The following is an 18,507-nucleotide window of genomic DNA, read 5'->3' as shown; positions in this document are numbered from 1 at the left end:
ATCTCTAAAATTTATATGTCTGTGGTTTATATGCCTGTGGTTTACATATCTATGGTTTACATGTTCGCCATTTATTTGGCTATCGCCTATATTTCTGCAGTACTTACACAGGGGAAGTGTCAGTTGCTCCAAAACTTACGGCATAAATACCCAACTACAGCTGAGCATTAGATCTTGACACTAACTGACTGATACCAGTAATAAGCACAAAATTTATTATCGCAATGTAAATAATGAGTATGTTAGACAATCAAGAAGATGGAGGAAAGCATTAAAGTATTCCAATCGACTTTCAATGGCTTAATTCAATAGTTCAGTTCAGCGTAAATCACGCAAAAAAAAGCCACGTATCAACGTGGCTTTAATAGTTCACATTATATACTCAAATTACTTTATGTAAGCTTTCGGCATATCGCTTGGCGTTGTATAGCGATCGCGCAACGCATCTTGGCGGCTTTGAGTTGAATATTCTTTGCCATCAATCCACATCTGACTAACCTTGGTGCTTAGTTCGAATGGATCAGCACTCCATAAAACTAAATCAGCTGTTTTGCCAACAGCAATGGTACCACTGTCAAGATTAAAAGCCTTGGCAACATTGGCGGTTACCGACGCCAGTGCAGTGTCACGTGATAAGCCATTGGCAATAGCATTGCCGACATGAAAGCGCAATTGATAAAGGTTGTGCGTATCACCATTTACCGTTAAGGCCACACTCACACCAGCTTGAGTTAACTTAGCCGCATTTTCAAGTGACACATGTAAAGCATCAAAACTGCCCGGTAAGTTATCTAACGCTGTCATTACAACAGGTACTTTAGCATCAGCAATTTTATCCGCAATTAATACGGCATCAGCGGCACCCACTAGCACCAAATCTAGTGAAAATTGCTCTTTCATTTTTAATAATGCCAAAAGATCTGTGGCACGGTCAGCATAAGCGACCAAAGCTTTTTCACCTGCGAGTAAGGCATTAATAATTTGCGCTTCACGACTTGGCTCTTTTGCTTCTTTTTCATCTTTCGCGTTTTTAGTTTTCTTATTTGCTTTGGCTAATTCCTTAACCGCATCTTCAAATTTAAACTGTAAATTTTGTAAGCTTAATGCGCGCGAACCTTTACTTTTGGCGCCTAAGTCAATCACCACACTATTGTTATTCATCCGAACACTATCAAACTCTCCAGACAGGTCAGCAACAAAAGTTTGGCCTTTAAACATATCGTCACCGCCGCGAGGCGCAACAACATTACTGGTAATGCCACCTTTACGGCTATAAGGAATAACCGTAGAACGTGGGTTAAAAGCTAAACTGGCATCAAAGGTAATATTAGCTTTTTTATCGCTAGCATCACGACTACGTGAAACCGCGCTAACTTCCACTAAGCCTAATTGGTTCATTGAGCCAATTAAACCCGGTGTTAAAATTTTTCCTTTCGCGTCAATAATGCTATCAGCGTTAATTGTTTCAGGGTTGATAGCAATCACTTTGCCATCTTCAACGACTACTGTGGCGTTCTCAAGTACACCTTGCGCTGTTACCGTGTGTACTGTGGCATGAGTAATAGCAAAGCTTTCTGCAAAACTTGCGCTTGAACTCGCTAGTGCCAAAGCAATTAGCGATGATTTAAATAATGTTAACTGTTTCATTTTATTCACCTTCTCTTTGACCCAACATGAAATCACTTTTCGCTTGGTATTTTTCATCAAAACGGTCATATACTTTTGCACCGTCAACAAATACCTGTTCGGCTTGTGCATAAACACTAAATGGGTTTTGATTCCAAATCACCACATCAGCATTTTTACCCATTTCTAAGCTACCGGTTTTATCCGCTAAACCCAAAGATTGTGCTGCATTCGCCGTGATCCAAGTTATCGCTAATTCTGGCTCGATATCAAAACCGTTTTCGTTGGCACGATACATAACCTTACCCGCTTCTTGGTTCAAACGTTGAATGGTGTTAGCCGAGTCAGAATGTACTATTGCGCAAGAATTTTTTACAGCATCAACAATAGCTGCATTTTCGTGCACCATATCATAGGCTTCCATTTTAAAACCCCACCAATCTGGCCACATTGCTGCACAGTTGCCATTTTCAGCCAGCGTATCCGCTATTTTATAAGCTTCAATAGCGTGATGAAAAGTACCTGACTGATAATTAAACTCTTTACCTAGATCTATCATCATCGCCATTTCTTCGGCTTTATAACAATGGTTATGAATTAAAATATCACCATCGAGTACACCTTTTAAGGTATCTAACTCAATATCACGCTTAGGGGCGGCAGGGTTTTTACCGGCAGCATAATCAGCGTCATATTTCTCCCATGCACGCTTGTATTCGGTTGCTTCTGCCCAGGCCATGCGATAACCGGCCATATTGCCCATACGTGTAGAAGGTAATACTTTACGCGCACCGTAAACCCGCTTAGGGTTCTCACCACAGGCCATTTTTAAGCCATAAGGTGCCGCTGGAAATTTCATACCTTGCATAGTCTCACTAGGTACATTGCGTAATGTCACACCGCGACCACCAAATAAATTGGCTGAACCTGGTAAAATTTGTAAGGTGGTAACGCCGCCAGCGCGTGCTTTTTGAAAGCCAGGGTCTTGTGGCCAAACGCTGTGCTCAGCCCATACTTCAGAAGTATTAGGCGAACTCATTTCATTCCCGTCAGAATGCGACTCAACCGAGGGGCTTGGATATACCCCTAAGTGTGAATGTACATCGATAATACCTGGCGTTATCCATTTGCCATTAGCGTCAATTTCAACCGCGCCCTCGGCCGATAAGTTGTTACCAATTTTATTAATTTTACCGTCTATCATTAAGACATCGGCATTTTCCATACGGCTACCTGTACCCGTTAATACCGTGGCGTTTTTAATCAGTGTAGTTTCTAACGGTAATGCTTTATAGGTGCTTGGGTATGGGTTTTTATTAATAACAACTTTTTCGTCTTGCTGTTCGCTTTGCAAACAACCGGTCAAGGCAACAGAAAGTGCTGCCATCACTAGCGATGGTAGAAATTTTTGCATAAATGTGTCCTGTTTTGCTCCACACACAGTAGAAAAACATTATGTTATTCAGCCGAGTTTGTATGAGCTTATTATAATTGGGTCTAAGTTATTTAACGTAAATATGAGGTTAATACCAATCTCACTAAATACCTGATCATTTTTACTGGTTAAAATAACCAACTACTACGTGATTTATTTAATAATTAGAACCACTAGTTATTAAATAAATGCCTTGTATTTGGCCATTTTTCCTGCGTATAAAGTAGACCACCTAATTAATAAAATCGGTATAACTACCGCGCGTTAGCACAATATTAATAACTACAATATGATGAATTGTCTTCGACAACAAGTCAGACATATAGGGGAGTTGAGCAATTGCGTTGAACTGTCAACTATCTGCGATAAATGGGCGCTAGTGGCTATTTAAAGTTCAAAATCGCCAAAGTCACCATCGTGACTGTTATCGATCTTAGACTGGCTGGGGGGTTCAAATAGCGAGGGTTGCTTATTTTCAACAATCATTTCAGCTATTTTAATTTTTACTGGCTTGGTTTTACGATTTTTACGCTGCTGGCAACGTTTTATGACTTTTTGACGCTGGTTGGCATCTAATGAAAGCCAATTTAAGCGTTCGTCCCGCGTACGAAAACAGCCCAAACATTGGCCTTTGTCATCAGACTGACAAACACCAATACAAGGGCTAGGAACATCAAAAAATTCTAACTGCATCTAATTATACTTTGTGTTGTACCAATTAAATTAAATTAAATTTGGTCATTGGGCAGATACCATTAAGTAGATAGTATTAAGTATCTACTTAATGTAAACCTAAATGCTCATTTAACCCAGTTTGTCAGTCGCAATATAGTACTCAGGATCTTCAATCACGTTGATTTCTACTAAGCTACCGGCTTTAGTTAACAGTTGCGTACATTCTTTACTTAAATGTCTTAAATGCATTTGCTTACCGTGACTAATATAACGATCGGCTAAAGTATCAATGGCTTCAATGGCTGAATGGTCAGCAACACGTGAGTCTTTAAAATCAACAATAACGTCGTCACTATCACCTTGTAAGTCAAATTGCTCTAAAAAGCCAGAAACAGAACCGAAAAATAACGGCCCAGAAACGTCATAAACCGTTGAGCCATTGTCATTTATTGAACGATTAACAACTACATGCTTAGCGTGTTCCCAAGCAAATACCAAGGCAGAAACAATAACACCCACCACAACAGCTATCGCTAAATCAGTGGCAACAGTCACCCCAGACACTAAGATAATAATGAAAGCATCGGCTTTTGGCACTTTGCCTAAAATACGAATACTCGACCATTCAAAAGTACCAATGACGACAATAAACATAACACCAACAAGCGCTGCTAGTGGAATTTGTTCAATTAAACTCGAGCCAAATAAGATAAAGCCCAGTAGCGCAAGTGCCGCTGTAACACCCGACATACGACCACGACCGCCTGAATTAACGTTGATCATCGATTGACCGATCATCGCACAACCACCCATACCACCGAAAAAGCCAGTAACGGTATTTGCTGCGCCTTGTGCAATACATTCTTTATTACCATGGCCACGCGTACCGGTTAATTCATCAATTAGCGTTAACGTTAGTAATGATTCGATTAAACCAATAGCCGCTAAAATTAGGGAAAAAGGTAAAATTATTTGGAAAGTTTCAAAACTAAATGGCACGCTTGGAATACTAAATTGTGGTAGACCGCCGGCAATAGAAGCCGCAGGGTCATTAGTCATATCACGAACAAAATCGACTACTGTACGAGCATCTAAATCAAGGCTTTGCGCTAAAAGTGTTACCACAACAATAGCAACCAGTGATGACGGTATGGCTTTAGTCAACTTAGGCAAAAAGTGAATAATCGCCATAGTTAACAAGATTAGGCCAAACATAACGAGCAATTGGCTGCCTTGCATCCAGGCTAAAACACCGGCATCGTTAGTGACCTTAAATTGCCCTAATTGAGCCAGAAAAATCACAATAGCTAAGCCATTAACAAAGCCAAGCATAACCGGATGCGGCACTAAACGAATAAACTTGCCGAGCTTAAATAGGCCCGCGAGTATTTGCAGTACCCCGGTTAACACTACCGTGGCAAATAAATATTCGACACCATGAACAGCGACTAAACTTACCATCACAACGGCCATTGCACCGGTAGCACCCGAGATCATTCCTGGACGACCACCGAATATAGCCGTGATTAAACCCACTATAAAGGCGGCATATAGACCAACGAGGGGTCCAACACCGGCAACAAAGGCAAATGCTACGGCTTCAGGTACTAAGGCTAAAGATACCGTTAAGCCTGATAAAACATCATTTTTTAAATTTGCCACTTTACTGGCGTGTAGTTCAAACATTATTTTCTCTACTTTGATTAGAACATCAAAAATACAAGCGTAATTTTACAATCGAGCTTGGTGTTTAAAATTAGCTTGTATTTAAATACTTTGGTTTCCCCAAAAAACCTTAATGGTAGGCAATTCAAGCGAAAACTAAACGAAAATCGCTATTTTTTGGGGTTTGAAGGCGCGGGTATACTATAGATACATCAGTGAAAAGTCAATATTCGCTCAAAAATACATCAAAGCTAACGAGTCGATATCAAACTTAAAGTCGTTGTTTTAGTAAGGATTTAACAGCGATAGTTAACGGTTAATTATCGCTTCACGTTCATTTAAAAAAGCTTTGATCTCATCACGAGAACCGAGAATATGTTGCTTTAATAATGCCACCGCTTTTTCAACATCACGGGCTTTGCAGAGCGCTAAAATTTCATTATGTTCAGATTCTGCTTTAGAAATACCACCGGCCCACAGCAAGTGCATACGAATATAACGGTCAGCATTTTTGTTCAGGGTACTGACCAAAGCTTGTGTTTGTGGGCGTTCAGCTCCAGAGTATAAGCAATGATGATAATCTGAGTTGAGCTTACTCCAAGTATTAACCGCGTCTTCTTTACCTAGGGCCTTATTGAGTTTGTGCAATAACTGTGTCGCCTCTTCCAGCTTTTCATTGCTAATATGTGGTAGCGAATAAGCTAATAAATCAGCCTCTAACATGGCTCGTAATTCAAAAAGCTCATCTACTTGATCGGCATTGAGCTCAGTTGCGGTGGCACCTTTATGAGGTTCAAAATCCACTAAGCCTTCACCTTCTAGCTGCAGCAATGCTTCTCTGACAGGGATTCGACTCACATTTAACTCAGCGGCAAGCGCGGCTTGTCTTAAAGGCTGACCCGCTTTAATCTCGCCACTTAATATTTTTTCTCTTAGTGTTTCAACAACTAATTGAGTTCTAGTTTTATATACAATGCTCATATTGGGCTTCCTAAAAATATTACCGCTATTATAGGGCTCCGCCGGTTAAACACAAAATAATAGCGCAATATCTAGTCTATTAAATGCTTTTTTTGTTTGCTTCAAACGCGCTTGTAGCGCATTAAATTGGCAATAAACTAAATAGCATGAGTGCTTTTATTCATTACTCGCGTTAGTTTTGCGCTTAATTTTCTTTTATAGCCTAAAAATTCTGTTATCGTAAACTTGAAATTATGACCCTTGAGATCACTTGCTATTGCCTTTGGCTAAGGTAAGTAAAAAAAAATTTCAACCAAATAACAATAAAAATAAAAGAGTACCTGTATGCCAAAACACAATAGCATCGCCTTAGTGGCCTTTATTTTTGCCATTTTATCCGCAATTTATATTAAACAATTTATCGCGCCACAATGGGTAGAACAAAGTTATGTTTATGATGTCAGTACCAACAATAACGCTGTTTCGAGTTATATTTATAAGGGTCAAAAAGTTATTATTGAACAGGTTGTTGACTATCAAAGTTCGCCACTTAACCAAAGTAACCTGAGTAACCTGAGTAATTCAGCAAATTCACCCACGCTTGAACAACAATGGGTTCGAGATGAAAAACAGCAATTAAAACTACTCAAACCCGCCTTTCACTTTGGTGTTTGGTCACTCCTACCCGCCTTTATAACCATTGCATTGTGCTTATTAACCCGTGAGCCACTAACGGCATTACTCGGCGGCGTAGTCGTGGGTGCCATTATGTTAGGGCGCTACGACTTAACCGACAAAGTTATTATTCCTAATCTTGCTAAAGAAGGCACTGCGGCACTGCTATTACTGTATTTATGGCTGTTGGGTGGTTTATTAGGTATCTGGTCTAAAACGGGGGCAGCACAAGCTTTTGCCAATTTTATGACCAAACATTTTGTTAAAGGAAAAAAGTCGGCAAAACTGGTTTCATGGTTCTTGGGCATATTATTTTTCCAAGGTGGCACTATGAGTACTGTTTTAGTTGGCACTACCGTCAGACCTCTAGCAGACCAGGCAAAAGTTAGTCACGAAGAAATGAGTTACATTGTCGATTCAACCGCATCACCAATCGCCTCCATATTAGCCTTCAATGCATGGCCTGCCTATGTGCAAGCCTTGATATTTATTCCTGGTGTTTCTTTCTTAGCCACTGAAGCAGACCGGATCAGTTTTTTCTTTCAAAGCATTCCCTTTAGCTTCTACAGTATGTTTGCGGTTACCGGGACTTTGCTTTTAAGTCTTAATATCACCACTTTTTCTGGTAAACGTATACGAGCAGCAAAGCTACGTGCTGAAAAAACTCATCAACTAGATGCTCCTGGTGCCAAGCCTTTAAGTGCCAAAGAATTACAAAGTACCGATATACCTGACGGTTATAAACCTCACGTGCTTGAGTTTATTTTACCTTTAGTCACCTTAACAACAATTGCCATTGGCAGTTTTGTTATGCTGGGCTCACCTAAAATTAATTGGGCTTTTGGTGCCGCTTTAGTACTTTCTGCAGTTATTGCCTTAATAAAAGGGATGTCGTTAAATCATGTGGTTGATGGTTTTGGTAACGGATTAAAGGGCGTAGTGTTCGCGTCGGTCATTTTAATGTTAGCGGTGATTATTGGCAGTATCAGTAAAGAAACCGGTGGTGGCTTATTTTTGGTGTCTTTACTTGGCGAACAACTGCCTTTTTGGATTTTACCCGTAATTTTGCAACTGATGACTATGATTATTGCTTTTTCTACTGGCACAAGTTGGGGCACTTATGCCATCGCATTTCCTTTAGCCATGCCATTAGCTTGGGCTATTTGTCAAAGCCAAGGGGTAGCTGATCCTGAGTTATTTATGATGCTCTGTTTTGCCTCTGTGCTCAATGGCAGTGTTTTTGGCGATCAATGCTCGCCAATTTCTGATACCACTATTCTCAGTGCCATGACCACGGGCTGTGATTTAATGGACCATGTGAAGTCTCAATTAGTCCCTGCAACACTGGCAGCCTCATTAGCAGGAGTGCTATGGACCCTAACCGCTTACTTTTTCGCCTGATCAATCTTCTAGGGATAAGGTATTGGTCATATGACATAGCTCATTATTCATAGGTTATGAATCATAGATAATTCCTCATAGCTGCAGTTTATTGACTATTGCTAAAAGTAATAGTCACGCAGTTTGCCTTAGCAAAAAAGCTGAATCGGCTAGGTCACTTTTGATTTAAGCTGAACTGCGAATAAGCTATGTTATTTAACAACGCTTGCTTAGTGGATATCAGTCTTGTTAGTAGCAAGTAATAACTTATTATTACTTGCTACTCTTGTCTTAATACCAACACTTTCATACCCAATACCAATACTTTCGTACCCATAAAAATTTCGTCATTAAATTCTTCATTATTAAATTCTTCGTTATTAAAATCACATTTTAATCAATATCATACCCATTCAGCTGTGCAAAGCTGCTGATTTAAACCTCAGTTGATTAACAATGAGCTGCTAGCTTGTTTTGGATCAAACTTTGTTTCATCACGCTCAGTATAATAAAATTTTACCTTGGCATTTTTTATAGCGATATGAAACAACAGTTAATAATTTTCCTCAAAGCACTTTTTGGTAGCTGTAAAGACTTACTGCCCATAGTGCTAGTTATCGCATTTTTTCAATTTGCCGTGTTACAACAACCTATGCCAAATCTCAGTGATATTTTTGTTGGTTTGATTTTAGTGATATTGGGTTTAACCTTTTTCATTTATGGTTTAGAGATGGGCTTATTTCCCATTGGCGAGTCTATGGCAAAAGCGTTTGCGCAAAAAGGCAGTACAACTTGGCTACTAATATTTGCTTTTTGTTTAGGCTTTGGCACCACAGTTGCCGAGCCAGCCCTGATTGCGGTTGCCAGTGAAGCAGCAACTGTTGCTGCTAGTGGCGGTATTATTGGCGCAACAGACATTGCGCAAAACGAATACGCTAATGGTTTGCGTTATACCGTAGCCTTTGCTGTTGGCTTAGCAATTGTTATTGGGGTTTTACGTATTCTTCGTGGTTGGCCAATACAGTACCTTATTTTAGGTGGCTATGTGTTAGTGGTTATCATGACGTCATTTGCACCAACCTGGATCATCGGCATTGCCTATGACTCAGGCGGTGTAACAACCTCAACCATTACCGTTCCTTTAGTCACCGCACTGGGTGTTGGCTTAGCGTCAGCAATTAAAGGCAGAAACCCTATGATAGACGGTTTTGGTTTAATTGCCTTTGCCTCACTTACCCCAATGATTTTTGTCATGTTATACGGCATGGTATTAAGCTAATGAGCGCCATAAATTTATTGCTTCAGCTCGGAGCACACTAGCTTGAATTTGCTGATAGAGTTCTTCGACATATTAAAATCAACCGTTATTGACGTATTACCTATTTTATCGATTATTGTTATTTTTCAATTATTGGTGATACGCCGCCCTATTCCCAACATAAAACAAGTTGGCTTTGGCTTTTTCTACGTCTTAATTGGCTTAGCGTTTTTCTTATTAGGCTTAGAAAAAGCCTTGTTTCCACTAGGAAAAATAATGGCTGAGCAATTAACCGCTAGCGAATTTATTAATGCGGGCGCTGTCATCAGTTGGACTGACTATACTTGGGTATACATTTTTGCTGCTGCCATAGGTTTTAGCACCACCATTGCCGAGCCCTCACTGATTGCCGTGGCATTAAAAGCAGAAGAAGTCTCTGGTGGCGGCATTCGGGCTAACAGCTTACGCATTGCGGTAGCTATAGGTGTTGCTATTGGTATCGCTTTAGGTAGCTATCGCATTGTTGTTGGACACCCCATACATTACTACATTATATCGGGTTATATCGTGGTGGTTATTCAAACATTTTTCTGTCCAAAAATGATTGTACCCTTAGCATATGACTCGGGTGGCGTCACTACATCAACCGTTACTGTGCCACTAGTCGCGGCTTTAGGCTTAGGTTTAGCGAGTACCATACCCGGCAGAAGCCCGTTAATAGATGGTTTTGGCTTGATTGCCTTTGCCAGCTTATTTCCAATCATTGCGGTCATGGCCTATGCACAAATTAGCCAACTACAAACCAAAAAACTAACTGAAAGTGAGAATAAGTAATGCACTTTAAATTGATCATTGCATTCATTGAAGATGAGGTTACCGAAAAGGTAATGAAAGAAGCTCGTATGGCTGGTGCTACGGGTGCGACAATAATTAATCATGCCCGTGGAGAAGGTATTAACCGCCAACGAACATTTTTTGGCCTGCAACTAGAGTCCCAACGTGATGTATTATTATTTGTTGTTGAAGAGCATTTGTCTCGAAAAATTTTAGAACGTATCGCTAAAATCGCAGGTTTTGATGAAGAACCCGGTAAAGGTATTGCCATACAAATCGATATTGAAGATGCCGTAGGGGTTGCCCACCAAGTTGAGCGTTTAAAAGGTAAAATTGAGGAAGAACTATGAACTCTAAATTAGTGCAAGTAAAAGACGCGATGACCACTGACAGTTATCACTTTACCGATGGCATGGTCACAGTAGCTGAAGGCATAAAACTGGCAAAAAAACATCATGTTTCCGCGTTAATTATTAACAAACGCCATGAGAATGACGAATATGGCTTAGTGTTATTGTCAGATATTGCGAAGCAAGTTATCGCAAAAGATAGGTCACCTGAACGGGTAAATTTATATGAAATTATGGCTAAACCATTACTGTCAGTTTCACCCGATATGGACGTGCGTTATTGTGCGCGCCTATTTGAGAATTTTGGTATTAATACCGCCCCTGTCATTAAAGACCAGAAAATACTAGGCTTAGTCAATTATACCAACATGGTACTTACTTTATTAGGTGAAGACTAATGGGCTAGCCTTTGGTATTCAAAGCAGCTTAAACCTGAGCTATTTATGTTGCTTGAGTTGCTTTAAGGTGAACTAATAACGTTAAAGCAATTGTCCTATTACCAACTTTTTTTAACATAAGCCCCCAAGTTTATCGCTACTTTATATTTTAGGCCTTGTCCGATTACCGCCAGTGATTTACCTTAGCTAGCGTATTATCAAAAAATATCACTCACCAGTGTAACCAGAGTAATAGGACAAATATGTTAAGTGTTGAGGTATGCGAAAGTGCGCGCTTATGCGGCAATATATTTATGGCAGTCGCTGGCAACTCAAAACTAATGACACCATTTAAGCACTCGATATCATAACTAAATGTCATTACTCAATATCATCACTAAATACTAGCCCTAAATGTCAGCACTAACACTGAGGAAGCTTTAAATGTATTACTGTACTTATCAATCACCCTTAGGTGAAATTGCCTTAACGGCAAACGACAATGGCTTAAGCGCACTGGCTTTTCAAACTGGAAAGTCACCGATTACACTGGCCGGTTTGACTGAAGATAAAAGTAAATTTAAGCAAGTCATCCAACAATTAACTGAATACTTTGACGGTGACAGAAAACACTTTGATCTACCGCTAGCGCCTACTGGTACCAATTTTCAACAGCAAGTTTGGCAAGCCTTAATGCAAATACCTTGTGGCGAAACCAAAAGTTATGGCTGGATTGCCAAGCGTATTAATAATGAAAAAGCGGTTCGCGCGGTCGGTAGCGCAAATGGCGCAAATCCCATTGCGTTAATCGTGCCCTGCCATCGTGTTATTGGTAGCAACGGCAAATTGACCGGTTATGCCGGTGGTTTGGCATTAAAGGCAAAATTATTAATGCATGAAGGGGCGCAATTTAGGGTTTGATACAGATTCACAATTTAGTCTTTTTTACGATACATATACAAAGGGATCTCGGCTTCAAAGCCTAACTTTTCATATAAAGGTAAACCCGCCTGAGAAGCTTGTAAGCTGAAAAAGTGCGCACCGCTTTGCTTAGCATAGGCAATCAGGTGCTGCATCATCTCCTTAGCTAAACCTTGAGCACGAAAAGCAGGTAGCGTCATCATTTGGTGCAAGCCAATGGTATCACCGGTTTTATGTAGAATGGCAGTCACGGCAATGTCTTGGCCAATTTTTAGCGACAGCAGGGTATTATTTACATTTTCAGCCAGTGTTTTGATCACATTAGCATCAATCTCATAATCAAAACCCAACCCACAAGCAAAAGCCCAGCGAGTAAAATCAGTTTCAAGCGCTACCCGTGGCGATAAACTAGCAGTTAAGATAGTATCTAGCTTTAAATTCATCAAGGTTAGGTGAGAACGAGTAAACTGCTCGGTTTTAATATTATCTATACTGAGCCATACTTTTTTACCTAGCTGATTAGGAGTAAGCTCAGCAGTAGCACTAAAGCCAGCTTGCCAATATTTATTAGGCCAACGGGTATGACAAACATAGTCACCCTCAATGCGATAAGGCATGGTTAACAAAAAACTATCCAGGTTCGCAATGTTTGCGCTAATTAATGCCTTCATTTTGCTTCCTTATTAATTAAAATCAAACCAGCAATCATCATTATAATCTCAAGTGATTTTTGCCCATCAACTTGCTTGACCAGACGTTCAAAAAAACCAAAGTGGCTGATAGTAAAAAAGATGTTGAGTTAATTAAAGCTATGGCTGATAAAGCGCTAAGTGAAATAGTAAAAGCCGAAGATAAAACATCTACCCTTGCAAATCAATTAAACACGGCAACTGATGCTTTGATTAAAGGTATAACAGAGCACCAATAGCATTAGAATAAACTCTAATGGTTAGCAAATCTCGGCTCCTTCACATCCATGTGATCGCAACATAACCGACATACTGTAGATAAAAATAGGAAGTTTAACCGCTTGCTATTTTTATTTTTTCATATTGAAAATGCTAAAAACGTCAACGTAATTTATAGCCTTTTTGCTAAATAAACAGCGGAAGAAATAGCGCTATTAAAGATTTAACCGTGAGCCAGTTTACTGTTATGATGTCGCTGATATTTAACAGAGATACTAGAGTATAGTTTTGGAAATAATTGCACTTATCGCGGTTTTATTTTTAGCTTGGCTAATTTGGCAGCTTCGGCGGGCTAAGCACTTCACCAAATTTAAACGTCAAATAATACAAGAGCTAAAACCAAAAGTTATTGCCAATATTATTGAGGAAATGGCCGAAACACGTTCAGAGCTACATCCCAATACCACAGCCCATCAAGCCGCAACTATTAGTTATTGGAGCGCTTCTGCCGGCAGAGTATTACAAGCGGCATTAATGCGAGAAATTATTAACCAGCAATGGTTAATAGAAACCGGTAATTTGCGTAACAGTCAGCATTTATTTCATATTGAACAAGATAAACTACACCGCTAGAACATAGCTTTCAGTAGTACGTTAGGTTCATATTTAACCTGCCTATGAACTTGAATCACTTGTAGGTTGGACTTTAGTCCATCAGCTTTTAAAATTCAGCTATCAGTAGTTGTCAGGGAAAATAGCTATCAGCTTTCAGATACAAAGAAACACCTGTCTGTTTATCTTTTTGAACATCACCTTATGTGCGCGCTGTGCGGTTGTCGGACTAAAGTCCGACCTACAAAACAATCGCCTAAATCTACATTATCACCCGTAAGCCTTATGTAGGTTGGACTTTAGTCCATCAGCTTTTAAAATGCAGCTATCAGTAGTTGTCAGGGAAAATAGCTATCAGCTTTCAGATACAAAGAAATACCTGTTTTTTTATCTTTTTGAATATCACGTTATGCGTGTGCTGTGCGGTTGTCGGACTAAAGTCCGACCTACAAAACAATCGCCTAAATCTACATTATCACCCGTAGGCCCTATGTAGGAAGGACTTTAGTCCGTCAGCTTTTAAAATTCAGCTATCAGTAGTTGTCAGTGAAAATAGCTTTCAGCTTTCAGATACAAAAAACACCTGTCTGTTTACTTTTTGTATCATCACGTTATGCGTATGCTGTGCGGTTGTCGGACTAAAGTCCGACCTACAAAACTGCCCAAGATTACATTATCACCCTTAGGCTCGATGTAGGGTGGACTTTAGTCCATCAGCCTTAAACGTCAGCCAAACTGAACTTTATAGATCACCCACAAAAAAAGAGCGTATTCGCTCTTTTTTTTCACTGACAGTGTTGTCACTAACTCAGTGTAGTAACCAATTCATCAAAATTAATCAAGTTTGGTAAATTGTAGATCCCAAACACCATGGCCCAAGTCTTGACCGCGGTTTTCAAACTTAGTTAACGGACGTGAATCTGGACGTGGTACATAATCATTATTCACTGATAAGTTTTTAAAGCCAGGCGATGATGTCATATCTTCTAACATGCACTGTGCGTAATTTTCCCAGTCAGTTGCCATGTGAAACACACCACCAACTTTCAGTTTTTGACGAATAGCGTCAACAAAACTGGCTTGCACAATACGGCGTTTGTGATGCTTTTTCTTATGCCAAGGATCAGGGAAAAATAATTGTACGGTCGTTAACGACTCAATAGGAATACAATCGGCTAAAACCTCGATAGCATCGTGCTCGTAAACTTTTAGGTTATTAACACCCTCTTCTTGGGCTAAGCCAATACAAGCGCCAACACCTGGACGGTGAACTTCAACACCAATAAAGTTAAGCTCAGGGGCATTTTTAGCCATTTCAACTAAAGATTTACCCATGCCAAAACCAATTTCGAGCACAATAGGGTTGTCATTACCAAACAAAACTTTAGGATCGATCAATCCGTCTTGATGTTTCAATCCCATCGTATCCCAAAACTGCTCTAACGCTTTTGCTTGGCCATTAGTAAGGCGGCCTTCGCGCTTAACAAAGCTACGTACTTTTCTAATGTACTTGCCTTCTTGTTCTGCTTGTTCAACGGTTTTATGGCTTCTGTCTATCATAATGCTATCTATTATTTACTTACGTCATCAAAATTGGGGCGCACATTATCCTTGTTTAATGACTAAAATTCAATCACCGCATAATGCCTATCAAGATCTAATTGTACGCCCGTAAAGTTATTTAACCTTAGTTCGGGTTAATATCGTTTGTTAAGGACTACTCTGCCCACCAAACGTCGTATAATGGGCCAACAGTCACTGAGCTTGCGCCATTATCTGTTAACCACTTTTCTACTAATTGGCGATGTGCTTCTGTACATTTACCCAGTTTTTGAGTACAAATTAAACCATGCCACAAAGTATCACCTTCACCGCCAAAACCTAAGCCGTTTGGATCTATGGTTTCATCGAAAAATTTAGTTAAAAATGCATCAACTGTTTCATTGTCAGCGCCTTCATCTAGTTGCCAAGCAATATCAAAACCTAGTTCTTGGTACTCATCAACACGTAATTTTTTACGTAAACGATCACTACGATTTTTTGCATCTATTTTCATCTTTCATTCCTTACAGTTAGGTTTAAAGCAAACACGATAGCCGTTTCACTTTAAGGTGCAGTTTCAGAGCTAAGCTCCTTACGCGCAAGCCGATAAAGGGTAGTCTTCGGCGATATGAGTTTCGACAATATAACCACTATTCTCTTAAATCCATACCAGGTAGCTAACCCTTTCTCGATTTGCTGAAATCTACAGCTTGAAGTGGAGCGGGTATATATTAACTAACTGCGAGAGGATAGAGGCAATAGAAATTTTTGCAATGAAAATTTCAGCTTTATTCGCTACACTGTCGCCAATATGACAAATAAAACTACTATATCAGCCAAATCTGCGCAACAATTTAGCGACCAAGTACTATCATGGTTTCAGTTGCAAGGCAGAAAACACTTGCCGTGGCAGCAAGACAAAACACCTTATCGAGTTTGGATTTCAGAAATTATGCTGCAGCAAACGCAAGTAGCAACCGTGATCCCATACTATTTAAGATTCATGGAAAGCTTTCCTAACATTATTGATCTAGCCAATGCCGATGAAGATAGCGTGCTACATCACTGGACCGGGCTTGGCTACTATGCACGAGCACGAAACTTACACAAAACAGCAAAAAAAATTCGTGACGACTACCAAGGAAATTTTCCTGAAAATATTGACGAGGTAATCGCGCTTCCTGGTATCGGACGCTCTACGGCAGGCGCAGTATTAAGCTTAGCCTTAAACAAACATCACGCCATTTTAGACGGCAATGTAAAACGGGTTTTAGCCCGCTGCTATAAAGTACAAGGACATACTGGCCAAGCCATTTATGAAAAAACCTTGTGGCCCATTACCGATGCATTAACACCAAAACTTGGCGTGGCGCAGTTTAACCAAGCCATGATGGATTTAGGCGCTATGGTTTGCACACGCTCTAAACCCAAGTGTGACATTTGTCCGCTAAAAAGCAGTTGTTTAGCTCAAGCTAGCGATGAACAAGCAAATTACCCACAAAAGAAACCGAAAAAAACCATACCAGAAAAACACACTATTATGGTGATACCACGTATTGCTCAACAAGTATTGATGGAAAAACGCCCTCCAGCAGGAATTTGGGGCGGCTTATGGTGCTTCTTAGAGTTATCGGACCTTGACCAGCTATCGCATTTATTAGCCGAGTTAAACCTAAAGCAAACAGCAACATTTGCCTTAGATAAGTTTCGCCATACCTTTAGCCACTTTCATCTCGACATAGAAGCCATAGTGATAGATTGTGAAATGTTACCCGCAAAAGAAATTAGCGAAAATAGCACATTGCAATGGTACAATTTAGCCACAGTCGCATCAGTAGGTTTAGCCGCATCGACACAAAAATTAATTAAACAGCTTGAGCAACTTCCTGTTTAATTTATATATACATTTATTCATCACTTAGACAAAAAGAGACCTTATTATGAGCCGTACCGTTTTTTGCCAAAATTTACAAAAAGAAGCCGAAGGCCTTGGCTTTCAACTTTATCCGGGCGAAGTAGGTAAACGTATTTTTGATAACATTTGTAAAGAAGCATGGGGCCACTGGCAAAAAAAGCAAACCATGCTGATAAACGAAAAGAAAATGAATATGATGAACCCTGATGACCGCGCATTTTTAGAATCAGCCATGGTCGCCTATCTCTTTGAAGGTAAAGAGCCTGAAATCGAAGGCTTCACACCAGAGAAAAAATAATTATCTAAAAATAATTACTTAAGAAGGGGATAAGTTAAAATATATCCCCTTTTTTCTGCCATTTTTTATTTAACACCGACTAATAAATTTTTTAATGCCGGCTTTCGCCACAAAGTTAATTATTACAGCCGCTGTTAATGTATTTTTTTGATTCATTGCTTATATTTTTTGCTTTACTGCTTAATAGTCCTCTAGGCTATTTACCCGTCTATATTGATAAACAACTTTTTTATCGCACCTCAACAGCATTTATCCTGATTACCCATGACACTGCATAAACAAATTAATAGCGATATTACCGGTTAGAAATAGCAATATTCAGCCTAAACTGCTCCATAAAAGCACAATACGTTGAAAAAAACGGCAAACAAACATTTATTTAAAAAAAAGGGTTGACGGGGTAAACGAAAAACAGTTTAATACGCCCCGTCTTCAAGGCACAGCCGAGAAGACTATGTACAGAGCAATCATTATGATTGTTAATGTGCCTCGATAGCTCAGTCGGTAGAGCAGAGGATTGAAAATCCTCGTGTCCCTGGTTCGATTCCGGGTCGAGGCACCACTTAAACTTTTAGCTTTTTATTAAGTTAAATGCAGAATCAACAAGTTCCGATGTTGATTCGGTGCCAAGATAGTTAGTTCAATAGAATATAATTATCGCACACGTTCTTCGTGTGCCGACTTAGCTCAGTTGGTAGAGCAACTGACTTGTAATCAGTAGGTCGCCAGTTCGACTCCGGCAGTCGGCACCATTTATTCTCTTCGGAGAAGAAACGAAACCTTAACAGCAATGTTAAGGTTTTTTTTCGTCTGCAATTTAACAAACTAGAGAATATCTCAGTAGTAACGATTAGCACCTTTACCTCGCCTACTCTGTACTTTGTGCGTTATTTACATCGTTTATACTAATAAGCTAATAGCCACGACACACACTACAATACATCCCCCCTAACTAAGTAACTATATTTCTCTCGGTCGAATGTTTAGTACTAAAAACTAAATATTGCGTAAATAATGCTATTCAACACAGAACACTAATATATATGTTAAAGTTTTATTTTCTATTCATTAACTAA

General features: G+C 39.7%; 18 protein-coding genes and 2 tRNA genes. 12 read left to right on the top strand and 8 right to left on the bottom strand.

Annotated features, from left to right (window positions below; translation table 11 throughout):
• Positions 1 to 387: 387 nt before the first annotated feature.
• The 5 genes from H4J61_RS09785 to H4J61_RS09765 form a co-directional block, all read right to left on the bottom strand.
• Positions 388 to 1,647, bottom strand: coding sequence for an amidohydrolase family protein (locus H4J61_RS09785; protein WP_182184923.1), 1,260 nt, complete (start codon positions 1,645 to 1,647; stop codon positions 388 to 390).
• Position 1,648: 1 nt separating this feature from the next.
• On the bottom strand, positions 1,649 to 3,040 hold the full coding sequence (locus H4J61_RS09780; protein WP_182184922.1) for an amidohydrolase: 1,392 nt from the start codon (positions 3,038 to 3,040) through the stop codon (positions 1,649 to 1,651).
• Positions 3,041 to 3,448: 408 nt separating this feature from the next.
• Complete coding sequence (locus H4J61_RS09775; protein WP_182184921.1) at positions 3,449 to 3,754, bottom strand: DUF1289 domain-containing protein; 306 nt, start codon at positions 3,752 to 3,754, stop codon at positions 3,449 to 3,451.
• A gap of 111 nt (positions 3,755 to 3,865) precedes the next feature.
• Complete coding sequence (locus tag H4J61_RS09770) at positions 3,866 to 5,422, bottom strand: SulP family inorganic anion transporter (protein WP_182136548.1); 1,557 nt, start codon at positions 5,420 to 5,422, stop codon at positions 3,866 to 3,868.
• A gap of 288 nt (positions 5,423 to 5,710) precedes the next feature.
• Positions 5,711 to 6,382, bottom strand: coding sequence for a GntR family transcriptional regulator (locus H4J61_RS09765; RefSeq protein ID WP_182136549.1), 672 nt, complete (start codon positions 6,380 to 6,382; stop codon positions 5,711 to 5,713).
• Between the two features lie 324 nt (positions 6,383 to 6,706).
• Between H4J61_RS09765 and H4J61_RS09760 the strand changes: the two genes are divergently transcribed.
• The 6 genes from H4J61_RS09760 to H4J61_RS09735 all read left to right on the top strand — a co-directional run bounded on the left by H4J61_RS09760 (position 6,707) and on the right by H4J61_RS09735 (position 12,156).
• Positions 6,707 to 8,437, top strand: coding sequence for a Na+/H+ antiporter NhaC family protein (locus tag H4J61_RS09760; RefSeq protein WP_182184920.1), 1,731 nt, complete (start codon positions 6,707 to 6,709; stop codon positions 8,435 to 8,437).
• A gap of 520 nt (positions 8,438 to 8,957) precedes the next feature.
• Positions 8,958 to 9,695 carry a DUF1538 domain-containing protein gene (locus H4J61_RS09755; protein ID WP_182136551.1) on the top strand — a complete coding sequence of 246 codons (738 nt, stop codon included), beginning with the start codon at positions 8,958 to 8,960 and terminating at the stop codon, positions 9,693 to 9,695.
• A gap of 42 nt (positions 9,696 to 9,737) precedes the next feature.
• Entirely contained in the window at positions 9,738 to 10,508 is a 771-nt protein-coding gene (locus H4J61_RS09750; RefSeq protein ID WP_182136552.1) for a DUF1538 domain-containing protein, read from the top strand.
• Entirely contained in the window at positions 10,508 to 10,858 is a 351-nt protein-coding gene (locus H4J61_RS09745) for a P-II family nitrogen regulator (RefSeq protein ID WP_182136553.1), read from the top strand. Before H4J61_RS09750 ends, H4J61_RS09745 begins: the two co-directional genes overlap by 1 nt.
• Positions 10,855 to 11,256, top strand: a complete 402-nt coding sequence (locus tag H4J61_RS09740) for a CBS domain-containing protein (protein WP_182184919.1) — start codon at positions 10,855 to 10,857, stop codon at positions 11,254 to 11,256. The genes H4J61_RS09745 and H4J61_RS09740 overlap by 4 nt, the downstream gene beginning before the upstream one ends.
• 423 nt (positions 11,257 to 11,679) lie before the next feature.
• Positions 11,680 to 12,156: a methylated-DNA--[protein]-cysteine S-methyltransferase gene (locus H4J61_RS09735; RefSeq protein WP_182184918.1), complete on the top strand. Its 477-nt coding sequence runs from the start codon at positions 11,680 to 11,682 to the stop codon at positions 12,154 to 12,156.
• A gap of 14 nt (positions 12,157 to 12,170) precedes the next feature.
• On the opposite strand, the gene H4J61_RS09730 is transcribed toward H4J61_RS09735, so the two are convergent.
• Positions 12,171 to 12,827 (bottom strand): GNAT family N-acetyltransferase, encoded by a 657-nt coding sequence (locus H4J61_RS09730; protein ID WP_182184917.1) that lies wholly within the window; start codon positions 12,825 to 12,827, stop codon positions 12,171 to 12,173.
• Positions 12,828 to 12,928: 101 nt separating this feature from the next.
• On the opposite strand from H4J61_RS09730, the gene H4J61_RS09725 reads away from it, so the two are divergent.
• On the top strand, positions 12,929 to 13,084 hold the full coding sequence (locus H4J61_RS09725; protein ID WP_182184916.1) for a hypothetical protein: 156 nt from the start codon (positions 12,929 to 12,931) through the stop codon (positions 13,082 to 13,084).
• A 268-nt stretch (positions 13,085 to 13,352) separates the two neighbouring features.
• Positions 13,353 to 13,697, top strand: coding sequence for a hypothetical protein (locus H4J61_RS09720; protein ID WP_182136558.1), 345 nt, complete (start codon positions 13,353 to 13,355; stop codon positions 13,695 to 13,697).
• Between the two features lie 813 nt (positions 13,698 to 14,510).
• Here H4J61_RS09720 and trmB read toward each other — a convergent pair.
• Together trmB and H4J61_RS09710 are read right to left on the bottom strand one after the other, a co-directional pair.
• Positions 14,511 to 15,236, bottom strand: a complete 726-nt coding sequence (trmB, locus tag H4J61_RS09715; RefSeq protein WP_182184915.1) for a tRNA (guanosine(46)-N7)-methyltransferase TrmB — start codon at positions 15,234 to 15,236, stop codon at positions 14,511 to 14,513.
• A gap of 157 nt (positions 15,237 to 15,393) precedes the next feature.
• Positions 15,394 to 15,732, bottom strand: coding sequence for a YggL family protein (locus H4J61_RS09710; protein WP_182136560.1), 339 nt, complete (start codon positions 15,730 to 15,732; stop codon positions 15,394 to 15,396).
• 297 nt (positions 15,733 to 16,029) lie between these two features.
• Here H4J61_RS09710 and mutY point away from each other — a divergent pair, with 297 nt between their 5' ends.
• From mutY to H4J61_RS09690, 4 genes are all read left to right on the top strand, one after another.
• Complete coding sequence (gene mutY / locus H4J61_RS09705) at positions 16,030 to 17,112, top strand: A/G-specific adenine glycosylase (RefSeq protein ID WP_182184914.1); 1,083 nt, start codon at positions 16,030 to 16,032, stop codon at positions 17,110 to 17,112.
• Positions 17,113 to 17,158: 46 nt separating this feature from the next.
• Positions 17,159 to 17,431 carry an oxidative damage protection protein gene (locus H4J61_RS09700; protein ID WP_182184913.1) on the top strand — a complete coding sequence of 91 codons (273 nt, stop codon included), beginning with the start codon at positions 17,159 to 17,161 and terminating at the stop codon, positions 17,429 to 17,431.
• A gap of 486 nt (positions 17,432 to 17,917) precedes the next feature.
• Positions 17,918 to 17,993: transfer RNA gene (locus tag H4J61_RS09695), tRNA-Phe, on the top strand.
• Positions 17,994 to 18,107: 114 nt separating this feature from the next.
• Positions 18,108 to 18,183 (top strand) — tRNA-Thr (locus H4J61_RS09690).
• The last annotated feature ends 324 nt before the right edge of the window (positions 18,184 to 18,507 follow it).

Origin of the sequence: Colwellia sp. MB3u-4, assembly GCF_014077065.1 — a bacterium.
GTDB lineage: Bacteria > Pseudomonadota > Gammaproteobacteria > Enterobacterales > Alteromonadaceae > Cognaticolwellia.
The sequence above is the reverse complement of the archived record's forward strand: the minus strand, read 5'-3'. Positions and strand labels throughout refer to the sequence as shown.

Coding starts and splice junctions, on each gene's coding strand:
- H4J61_RS09785 (WP_182184923.1), bottom strand. CDS start 1,647: ATGAAACAGTTAACATTATTTAAATCATCGCTAATTGCTTTGGCACTA.
- H4J61_RS09780 (WP_182184922.1), bottom strand. CDS start 3,040: ATGCAAAAATTTCTACCATCGCTAGTGATGGCAGCACTTTCTGTTGCC.
- H4J61_RS09775 (WP_182184921.1), bottom strand. CDS start 3,754: ATGCAGTTAGAATTTTTTGATGTTCCTAGCCCTTGTATTGGTGTTTGT.
- H4J61_RS09770 (WP_182136548.1), bottom strand. CDS start 5,422: ATGTTTGAACTACACGCCAGTAAAGTGGCAAATTTAAAAAATGATGTT.
- H4J61_RS09765 (WP_182136549.1), bottom strand. CDS start 6,382: ATGAGCATTGTATATAAAACTAGAACTCAATTAGTTGTTGAAACACTA.
- H4J61_RS09760 (WP_182184920.1), top strand. CDS start 6,707: ATGCCAAAACACAATAGCATCGCCTTAGTGGCCTTTATTTTTGCCATT.
- H4J61_RS09755 (WP_182136551.1), top strand. CDS start 8,958: ATGAAACAACAGTTAATAATTTTCCTCAAAGCACTTTTTGGTAGCTGT.
- H4J61_RS09745 (WP_182136553.1), top strand. CDS start 10,508: ATGCACTTTAAATTGATCATTGCATTCATTGAAGATGAGGTTACCGAA.
- H4J61_RS09740 (WP_182184919.1), top strand. CDS start 10,855: ATGAACTCTAAATTAGTGCAAGTAAAAGACGCGATGACCACTGACAGT.
- H4J61_RS09735 (WP_182184918.1), top strand. CDS start 11,680: ATGTATTACTGTACTTATCAATCACCCTTAGGTGAAATTGCCTTAACG.
- H4J61_RS09730 (WP_182184917.1), bottom strand. CDS start 12,827: ATGAAGGCATTAATTAGCGCAAACATTGCGAACCTGGATAGTTTTTTG.
- trmB (WP_182184915.1), bottom strand. CDS start 15,236: ATGATAGACAGAAGCCATAAAACCGTTGAACAAGCAGAACAAGAAGGC.
- H4J61_RS09710 (WP_182136560.1), bottom strand. CDS start 15,732: ATGAAAATAGATGCAAAAAATCGTAGTGATCGTTTACGTAAAAAATTA.
- mutY (WP_182184914.1), top strand. CDS start 16,030: ATGACAAATAAAACTACTATATCAGCCAAATCTGCGCAACAATTTAGC.
- H4J61_RS09700 (WP_182184913.1), top strand. CDS start 17,159: ATGAGCCGTACCGTTTTTTGCCAAAATTTACAAAAAGAAGCCGAAGGC.